General features: G+C 47.2%; 7 protein-coding genes. 2 read left to right on the top strand and 5 right to left on the bottom strand.

What is annotated here, in order from left to right; translation table 11 throughout:
* On the bottom strand, window positions 1-1,120 hold a 1,120-nt coding region (locus MKS11_RS26915), incomplete at its 3' end, for an ISNCY family transposase (RefSeq protein ID WP_284109791.1).
* 225 nt (window positions 1,121-1,345) lie between these two features.
* On the opposite strand from MKS11_RS26915, the gene MKS11_RS26910 reads away from it, so the two are divergent.
* Window positions 1,346-1,978, top strand: coding sequence for a DUF6904 family protein (locus tag MKS11_RS26910; protein WP_001567369.1), 633 nt, complete (start codon window positions 1,346-1,348; stop codon window positions 1,976-1,978).
* A gap of 28 nt (window positions 1,979-2,006) precedes the next feature.
* On the opposite strand, the gene MKS11_RS26905 is transcribed toward MKS11_RS26910, so the two are convergent.
* The 3 genes from MKS11_RS26905 to MKS11_RS26895 form a co-directional block, all read right to left on the bottom strand.
* Window positions 2,007-3,410 (bottom strand): ISNCY-like element ISKpn21 family transposase, encoded by a 1,404-nt coding sequence (locus MKS11_RS26905; RefSeq protein ID WP_001567368.1) that lies wholly within the window; start codon window positions 3,408-3,410, stop codon window positions 2,007-2,009.
* Between the two features lie 270 nt (window positions 3,411-3,680).
* The gene (gene tolA / locus MKS11_RS26900; protein WP_001567367.1) at window positions 3,681-4,115 is read right to left on the bottom strand and encodes a cell envelope integrity protein TolA; all 435 of its coding nucleotides are present in this window, start codon (window positions 4,113-4,115) and stop codon (window positions 3,681-3,683) included.
* A gap of 46 nt (window positions 4,116-4,161) precedes the next feature.
* Window positions 4,162-4,710 (bottom strand): thioredoxin fold domain-containing protein, encoded by a 549-nt coding sequence (locus MKS11_RS26895; RefSeq protein WP_001567366.1) that lies wholly within the window; start codon window positions 4,708-4,710, stop codon window positions 4,162-4,164.
* 451 nt (window positions 4,711-5,161) lie between these two features.
* On the opposite strand from MKS11_RS26895, the gene MKS11_RS26890 reads away from it, so the two are divergent.
* The gene (locus MKS11_RS26890; RefSeq protein WP_226618053.1) at window positions 5,162-5,512 is read left to right on the top strand and encodes a hypothetical protein; all 351 of its coding nucleotides are present in this window, start codon (window positions 5,162-5,164) and stop codon (window positions 5,510-5,512) included.
* A gap of 1,019 nt (window positions 5,513-6,531) precedes the next feature.
* Here MKS11_RS26890 and MKS11_RS26885 read toward each other — a convergent pair.
* Window positions 6,532-6,713: transposase domain-containing protein (locus MKS11_RS26885; protein WP_284109788.1), on the bottom strand; the 182-nt coding region annotated here is incomplete at its 5' end.

The following is a 6,713-nucleotide window of genomic DNA, read 5'->3' as shown; positions in this document are numbered from 1 at the left end:
CGAAAATCTTATAACCCAGTGGCCGGTGCTGATGCCGGAAAGTAATGCTTCCGTCAGGGTAATCATAAACGGTAATTTTTTCACCTGCTATGCGCGTATTTTGTTCGGTGGGTTCAATGATATACATGACTTTATCATACTGAAAAGTCAGTGCTTTCGATAAGGTCCGCAGCTCCTGCCAGGCGAAGATATCATTCAGCTCCAGTGGACTCTGTGTGACCGGACGGTGCAGATCTTTAGGGTATTTTGCCGGCCGGGAGAAACGACGGTTAAAATCAGACATGAAATGTTCAATCCACTGATTGGCTTCAGCAACCGAGCTGATGTTCTGCAGGCGCATCTCTTTAATCAGGCGATCCTGGAGCGTTTTATTTACCCGTTCCACGCGACCTTTTGCCTGGCTGCTGTTGGCACAAATCAATTCGATCGCCAGTTCCCGGAGAGCCCGTCCGAACTGGGTTGTGCCGGTACGTCGGCTCTCGGGTCCGCTGACCCTGAACACCGCATGCTTGTCGCTGTAAAATGCGACAGGTTTACCATGTTTATCAATGTATTGCCGGGTAGCCATCATGTAGTCAAACGCGTTTTCTGAATCACAGAATCGCAGGTGCATCAGGCGACCTGTGGCGTCATCCATGAAGACCAGAAGACAGCATTTTGGGGCTATTCCTTCGAACCAGTCATGGTGAGAGCCATCGATCTGAACCAGTTCGCCGAAACAGTCGCGACGATAGCGCGGCTGGTAAACCCGGGTTCGCCGGCGGGAATGAGGACGCCAGAGACCGTCGGCTGTCATCCAGTTACGGATGGTTTCAACGGAGAGATATATATGATGGCGTTCAGCCAGTTTTTCGGTTGCGAGCGTTGGGCCAAAATCTGAATAGTGGCACCGGATCAAATCCAGGGCTTTACAGCGTGTTTCTTCATCGATCCGGTTGTTTGCAGGACGTCCACGGCGGGAAGATGCAAATGCGGTTGCGCCATCTGTCCGGTACAGACGCACAAGACGCTGCACCTGACGAACACTGAGCTTAAGTATGTCTGCTGCGTCGCGCTGAAGCAAAGCCCGTTCAAATACTCGCTGAATGATGCCAAGCCGGTAAAGTTCTTTGTCTGTCATAGTCACCAACATAAGATCGCGGTCCTGTGCTGAGCAAAATGAAGGCTTAGCGTACACGACGCGTGTGAATTGTGCTGAGACGACAATAACGCTTTGTGCTGACAATACATGTCAAGGCTCAATTGAAATGTCCGTTATCCAGCTCAATTAAAATGACCACTTTGATCTCTCATTCTCTTTACTGATAGACTTTCCTCCGACTGAAACAACAGGATGATTGAGCCCATGCTTCGATACGAGTTAACGCCGAACAATGCAGGTTTTATACTGTGGGGAGATTCAGAAGCCCTGAATGAATTACATGAACTCATTCATTACATCGTGGATGAAAGCCCACTGATTAAAGTTAAAGACGGATTTATGTTATCCCTTGCCTATGATATTCGTAAAGCACGGGAAGGTAATCGTCGTGTTGAGCAACATCAGTATGATCAACATGATACATATAAGCTTTATGGTGTTGAGCTTTTATGGCCTCTGGTCCTGGTACAGTCCTCAATACTCAGAAACTCAATGGGTTATATTCAGACAGACAAAAACCAGCTGTCTGTCATGTATGCCTTTGAATACCTGATAGAATCAGCATTAACAGAGTCTGAGAGAACAACGTCGAATGATATTATGCTAACAGTAAAATATGCATCAGACTCTGATTTTAATTTCATTGAGGATAATATTGACAGCAGGTGCTGCTATTTTATCAGCCTATCTCCGGAGCAAAGAAAAAAGCAGTTAATCAGTATTGTTCGTTCTTTTCATTCATTATGGGGTAAGTATGCCCGTGAAAAGCAGGACATAAAGATGCTGAACGAAATGAATAATACATCATGGGTCTGGCCGGACAATATCAACTGGTGAGCAACCACTGTCCGGCCAGTGAGTACCATCAGCGGGCTCTTTTACCAAAAATGTCCTCTGAACGTGACTGAAGCTGTTTGAGTGCTTCGAGCATGTCATCATTATCCAGTGAGCGCTGGGATTTCTTCCCTTCCTGCTTTGGCCGTCGTCGGGAAGGGCCATCTCCAGCGGGAATTGACTGAGAGCGCGTGTTATCCCGCTTGCTCTGCACCAGACTGATAAACTCCAGGGTTCGGCCAAGACGCTTGTTATCGACAATCGCGCCCTGGTCGATTTCTGACAGTCGGTCGTAGGTAGAGTAGGGAAGTAGCGTACCGTTCAGGCGCAGCTCTTTTCTGCCATCAGGATAGTGATACACATCGATATATTTACCTATTGCACGGCGACTCAGTTCGCTGTCTTCAATCAGGTACAACATTTTATCATATTGTATCGTCAACGATTTTGAGACTTTACGTTTTTCACGAACAGTGAAAATAAGCCCCAGGTCCTCATCATGTTCTACAGCACGGTGTACGTCAAAATCATGTCGCGGTACTTTGCCAAAACGGCGGTTATAGTCAGCCATATAGGCCTCAGCGAAGTCATTTGCAGCCTCCATTGAACAAATGCCCTGTAACCGCAGCTCTTTGACCAGACGATCCTGTAAAGTGAGGTGAGCTCGTTCTACACGCCCTTTGGCGGGACTGGTTTCTGCACAGATAGTCTGGATGTTCAGTTCATGCATGGCTCGCCCAAACTGAGTATGCCCGTCTCCGCCTGTGGCGTGTTTATTGTTAACACGAAAAACACCGGCTTTATCGCTGTACAGTGCCAGCGGTTTACCATGCTTATCGATATAGCGCCGCGTGGCTTCGAAGTAAGAAAACGTGGACTCCGATTTAACAAACAACAGTTCCATCAGTTTGCTGGTTGCATCATCAACATAGACCAGCGCGGTGCAGGCCGGGCCACGGCCTTCAAACCAGTCGTGATCACAGCCATCTATTTGTATCAGCTCACCAGTACACGGACGCCGGTACCGTGGTTGAGGGATCCTTGCGGCACGTTGTTTACGGGGAACCCATAAGCCAGCCCGCACCATGATGCGCCGGACAGTTTCTTTGCCAAGAAACAGTCCGTGGAGTTCTTCGAGCTTTTCACGCGCCAGAGTCGGACCGAAATCAGCATAACGCGTCTTGATCAGTTCCAGAGCCTGATCTGCGAGCCCGGGTGGCAACTGGCGGTTACCACGCATGCCACATCGTCTGCTGGCCATACCAAGCGGTCCGCCTTCACGGTAACGGGCAAGAAGTCTGCGGCATTGCCTGTCGCTGATACCGAGGTGCTCGGCCGCACGGCGCGTTGTGATGCGACGTTCAATGACGTCCTGTATAATCTTGATCCGGTTGATCTCTTTCAAAGTAAACACTCCTGAGCTTTCTGCGCTCATGATATGCCTCCCGGTAGTTTAAACGGACCAGTGAAGCTTACCATAGCGCGGACATCTGAATTGAGCCACAGGCGGACATTACTATTGAGCCATTACAGTATTGGTGCGCTTAATGCGTTTTATGTTAAATATCAGTCAATTACATTGAGATCGCAAAGCTTGCAGCGACATATCAGTGTCGCTGCAACAACCCGACCTTTGCGATGAAAAAACGGATTACGGATAGATCACAATAGGGCATTTCCTCAATAACCACCTCAAACTTCATTTCTATAGTCTGAAATCAAGAGCGGCATTTTTGACCCTCTGATATGTTTCGTTATCTGGTGCGGCGGGTATTTTCGCTCGTGTAATCGCTGAAATGGCTGCTTTACACAATTTTGCATCACCCTCTTTTGCTGTCGCACTGTTCACTGAACCATCAGGCTGAAGATAGATACGAATAGAGCAGGTTTTTCCTTTATACGCATCGGGTTCGTACATTTCGGCAACAATGGCATTCCGTATTTGTGCTGCATATACGACTATTTTTGAATGCTCCGGGGGAAATGTTGGAGACCCTAGGTTACCTAAAAGATCATCAACTTCCGCTGATTTATCGTTGCCGGGCATTACCCTGACGTTTGTTTTTTGAGTATGGTTTGAACAGGCTGTTATAAGTAGCACCAGGGTGAGTATGGGGGCTGAGAACGCTCTTAAATTCATGTGAAACTCCAGTTTTCATCTCCAGGTAACCATTCGCTTAGTCCTTTTACTGGAGTTCAGAGAGAATTTTATCTGGAGAAACACTACCCAGGAAAGTATGCACAGACGGCTCCAGCACTACCATAGCAGGAGTTACTGTAACGCCCAGTCTATCAGCAAGTTCAGATTGTTTAATCACCAGATTTTTACATTTTTCTGAGCTATCATTGTCTGGCAAAAAACCGGCCATCGCATTTTGAAAACTTTTCTGACGATCTGATGCACACCATACTCGTCCCATATCTTCAATGACTGAGTCTTTGATGGATGATGGAACCACCGTCAGAAATGACATAGTCAGCCCTGCATCAGTGTATTTCTTGATGTTTTTTACAACATAGCTGCAATAAACACATTGATTATCTACAAAAACTAATATTTTATATTTTTCCACTCCAGACTGAAACGTAATCGGCTGCAATTCAGTTAAGGAGCGAGAGATATCCTCATAGGCCATCTGTGGCGTTGTGTCTAAAACAGGAGCAGTTGTAGCCCCAACACTGAAGCTGGCTATCGTAAAAACACCTGCGGCTAATGATTTAAGAAAAAAACTCATAATCCCTGTTCCCTATTCAGTATTAATTTCAGGTTGTTGATGCCTGGTTCATGCCAGATTTGAATATTTTTATCATTTGTAAAAAACAATAGTTCCTGTTTATGCGACTCCATCATTGATCCGCGAGGGTGCTATAGTGTGTCCAGATACCATACGCGCTCTTTTTTCCACTGCCTATAGAGCGTAACGGTAATGAAGCGGAAAAATTTTCGGATGAATGCTGGGAGAAGGGTTTGCGGCTGGATAAAAGCCCGTCTGTGCACTATCAACTTCTGATGGAAACCATCCGCTGGACGCTTATCCCGCAGCAAAAGTAAAGTCCTCCGTCGCTCTCCCTTACGGTACTGATCTTTCCACTCATTTGGCATGTCCTGGAGAGCAGCTATCTTGCATGTCACACTATAAGGGGTTAGTTTGGATATCGAAAATTATTGTACGTCAAGGTCAATAATTGACCATCATTAACAATTTCCTTTGCGCTAATGGCAAGATTATGAAAAAGACTTTACTGATAGCCGCCATAGTGGCGGCAGGTATTACGTTCGCAATGGCCGACGATGGCCAGCCCGCTGGTCGACTGTACAAAATTGGCGAGCACACCGTAGAAATAGATGCGGATTGCATGATCCTCTCGGTTGACGGCTCCCCCGCTACGCTAAACGCGTCCGTATCCGGGCATATGGATTTTAATTTAGCCAACGGCGGCATTGCAGAATCGGAACCACGGCCAAACCGTCATACCTGCAAATTGTATGCGGGGAGTGATGTGCGAACAATTCACATAAAAAAACAAACTCAATGAAAAAGATTTGCCTGATCGCAGCCGCTGGCAGCGGCAAATATTGCACCAACACACGCGATTAGCGAAAGCTATTGCAACGCTTGAGTGGGCAACTGAGTCGTGCAGCGTCATGAGATGGCGGTAGCCGCCGAACAGATGTCTCAGCAACAACAGCACGAAAAAGTGCTGGAGCTGGAGCGTTCTCAGCGGCAACGGGGTTATGACGGTCCGACCATAGGCTGATATCGTAAAACAGATTATTTAGGGAAGTTCCGCTTATTACCCTGTTGCTTATGGTTTAGGTGTTAGGTTTTTTGCTTCAGGTGCATTCGGCCCGGCACGTAGATCCCCTAATAGATCTACTGATTTTTCTGATGAGGCTGTTGGTTTACCCAACTCAGTTGATTTTGTTGTGGTACAGGCTACCAGAAGCAACGGTATTACAGATGATAAAAGGCGTGCTGAGCGCATCGTTGACGTTCTCTGGGAATATGACAGAAGCACATCATAATTGGAGCGTTAAGTGGAAGTAAACTACCTGAAATCATGCTTTTGCTGACTGTTTACCTTCAGATTCAGTGCCATTCATTTTCCTGCATAGCCATGCAACATAGTTAACATTTATCAGGGACGTTTCTGGCGGGTTTTCGGGTGGTTTGTTGCCTGTTTTTCCTGTTTCCTGCCAGAAACGCCCTGAGGTCGTTCTGGCGGTGCGAGTAATGGGTTTTCGCACAACATAAGTTAAATATCAATAAATTACATTGGTATCACTAGGCTTGCAGCGACATGCCAGTTTCGCCTCAACACCCTTTCTGAGTGCTGACAGTTGGTTAGCGCTCATTCACAAGCCATCCGTTACCGTTTTGTAGCGACAAGACAGTCCTTCTGATAAGGTCGAAGAGAAAGAGCACAATATCAAATGGACTTGCAACTATGAATAGCATCAAATTCAAGTGCCCCGAGTGCGGTCAGGCACTAACTTTCAACGACATACTACATGTTGGTAAGCGTACAGCGAGAACCGTATTGACGGGGATGTGTTATTCAGTTGGCAGTGTGATGCGCCAGGGTAGCAGCTGGCTGACCCGGTTGACCGGCCAGTCAGCTATGACGTCAAGGACATGGCGAAGGTAGCTTTCTGGATCCACGCCGTTCAGTTTGCACGTCCCGATCAGACTGTACAGCAACGCTCCCCGCTCACCACCGTGGTCTGAGCCGAAGA

Source organism: Klebsiella sp. K5-45 (genome assembly GCF_030128605.1).
Taxonomy (GTDB): domain Bacteria; phylum Pseudomonadota; class Gammaproteobacteria; order Enterobacterales; family Enterobacteriaceae; genus Klebsiella; species Klebsiella quasipneumoniae.
This window is presented reverse-complemented; position numbering and strand designations above follow the sequence as displayed.

What these genes read in the sequence shown, in the direction of transcription:
- MKS11_RS26910 (WP_001567369.1), top strand. Translation starts at nt 1,346, where the DNA reads ATGCTTCGATACGAGTTAACGCCGAACAATGCAGGTTTTATACTGTGG.
- MKS11_RS26905 (WP_001567368.1), bottom strand. Translation starts at nt 3,410, where the DNA reads ATGAGCGCAGAAAGCTCAGGAGTGTTTACTTTGAAAGAGATCAACCGG.
- tolA (WP_001567367.1), bottom strand. Translation starts at nt 4,115, where the DNA reads ATGAATTTAAGAGCGTTCTCAGCCCCCATACTCACCCTGGTGCTACTT.
- MKS11_RS26895 (WP_001567366.1), bottom strand. Translation starts at nt 4,710, where the DNA reads ATGAGTTTTTTTCTTAAATCATTAGCCGCAGGTGTTTTTACGATAGCC.